2 protein-coding genes are annotated in these 1,879 nt (G+C 71.5%); one reads left to right on the top strand and one right to left on the bottom strand.

Features of this window, described 5'->3' with window-relative positions; all coding sequences use genetic code 11:
* Positions 1 to 17: 17 nt before the first annotated feature.
* Positions 18 to 872 carry a poly-gamma-glutamate hydrolase family protein gene (locus tag AB0K09_RS33080; protein WP_366069091.1) on the top strand — a complete coding sequence of 285 codons (855 nt, stop codon included), beginning with the start codon at positions 18 to 20 and terminating at the stop codon, positions 870 to 872.
* A 75-nt stretch (positions 873 to 947) separates the two neighbouring features.
* Here AB0K09_RS33080 and AB0K09_RS33075 read toward each other — a convergent pair.
* Positions 948 to 1,879, bottom strand: a 932-nt coding sequence (locus tag AB0K09_RS33075; RefSeq protein WP_366069090.1) for a 3-hydroxyacyl-CoA dehydrogenase NAD-binding domain-containing protein, incomplete at its 5' end; no start/stop codon positions are given.

The raw sequence follows: 1,879 nt of genomic DNA, 5'->3' as shown, positions 1-1,879 counted from the left end.
GAAAGGACGCACACGAGATGTCACCCACCAGCAGACGCACGTTCCTCACGGCCGCCGGCACGGCCGCGGCGGTCCCGCTGCTCGGCCTGCCGGGCACGGCCCGGGCGGCCGGCCGGACCGTGTCCGCCGACGAGGGCGACGGCGACCACTACCCCTCGAACACGGCCCTGTACGCCGATACCTCCCTGGTCGAGGGCAAGGACTACGGCCGCCGCTACCGCCGTCACGCCGTGACCGACGACGACCTCGCGGGCCGCGCCGGCTTCGTGCGGACCACGATCCTCGCCCTGCACGGCGGCGGTATCGAGACCGGCACCTCCGAGCTGTGCCTGGCCGTGGCCGGTTACCACCCCGCCGACCTGACGGTCACCCCGGCCGGCGGGCCGGTTTACGACTACTGGATGTTCGAGGCGCTGCGTGCCACGGACAACGGTGACCTCCACGTCACCGCGACCCACTGCGACGACGGCGTCGCCCGATCGCTGTGCGCGGGCAGCCTGAACGCCGTCAGCCTGCACGGCTGCACCGCCTCCCAGGCCGGTCTGGAGAGCACCGCCCAGGCGGTGCTCGTGGGCGGCCGCAACGCGGCCTTCCGCCGGCTGCTGCTGGAGGAGTTCGCGGTGGCCGGCATCCGCGCGGTCGACGCCTCCGCGCATCCGACGCTCGGCGGTGTCGACCCGGACAACATCGCCAACCGCACCCTGCTCGGCATGGGCGCGCAGTTGGAGACCACCACGGCCCTGCGCGCCGCCATGTTCACGGACAACACCCGCGCCGGCCGGAAGACCAGCACCACACCGTTGTTCTGGTCCTTCACCAACGCGGTCCGCGCGGCCACCGGCCGCCTGGAGGCGACCCAGGTCATCGCGTGACGGGAACGTGAGTACGGCGAAGGGCCGCGCGGAGGGGAACCTCCGCGCGGCCCTTCGGCCTGTTCCGCCGGATCCTTACGCCGGGACGCTCGCCACGCCCTGGGCCAGGAAGCGCTTTCCGTTGACGCGCTCGGAGACGCCCTCACGGTCCAGGTACGGCGTGATGCCGCCCAGGTGGAAGGGCCAGCCGGCGCCGGTGATCAGGCACAGGTCGATGTCCTGCGCCTCGGCGACGACGCCCTCGTCCAGCATCAGGCCGATCTCCTGCGCGACGGCGCCCAGGACGCGGTCCCGCACCTGCTCCTCCGTCAGGACGACGTCGCCCTGCTTCAGCAGCGCCGCGACCTCGGGGTCCAGCTCCGGCTTGCCGGAGTCGTAGACGTAGAAGCCGCGCTTGCCCGCCTTGACCACGGCGGCCAGGTTGGGGGAGACCTTGAAGCGGTCGGGGAACGCGCCGGCCAGCGTCTCGGAGACGTGCAGACCGATGGCGGGGCCGACCAGCTCCAGCAGCACCAGCGGGGACATCGGCAGACCGAGCGGCTCGACGGCCTTCTCGGCCACCGCGACCGGGGTGCCCTCGTCGATGACGTTCTGGATCTCGCCCATGAAGCGGGTCAGGATGCGGTTGACGACGAACGCCGGGGCGTCCTTGACCAGCACCGCGGTCTTCTTCAGCTTCTTGGCGACACCGAAGGCGGTGGCCAGCGAGGCGTCGTCGGTCCGCTCGCCGCGCACGATCTCCAGCAGCGGGAGGACGGCGACCGGGTTGAAGAAGTGGAAGCCGACGACCCGCTCGGGGTGCTTCAGCTTCGACGCCATCTCGCTGACGGACAGCGAGGAGGTGTTGGTGGCGAGGATGGTGTGCTCCGGCACGACCGCCTCGACCTCGGCGAACACCTGCTGCTTGACGCCCATCTCCTCGAAGACGGCCTCGATGACGAAGTCCGCGTCGCCGAAGGCGGCGGCCTTGTCCAGCGAGCCGGTCACCGACGCCTTGAGACGGTTGG

The organism is Streptomyces sp. NPDC049577 (assembly GCF_040675635.1).
GTDB lineage: Bacteria > Actinomycetota > Actinomycetes > Streptomycetales > Streptomycetaceae > Streptomyces.
Note: the sequence above shows the minus strand (reverse complement) of the source record. Positions and strands in the feature narration are given on the sequence as shown.

Excerpts from the sequence above, each read along its gene's own strand:
- AB0K09_RS33080 (WP_366069091.1), top strand. The coding sequence starts at position 18 with ATGTCACCCACCAGCAGACGCACGTTCCTCACGGCCGCCGGCACGGCC.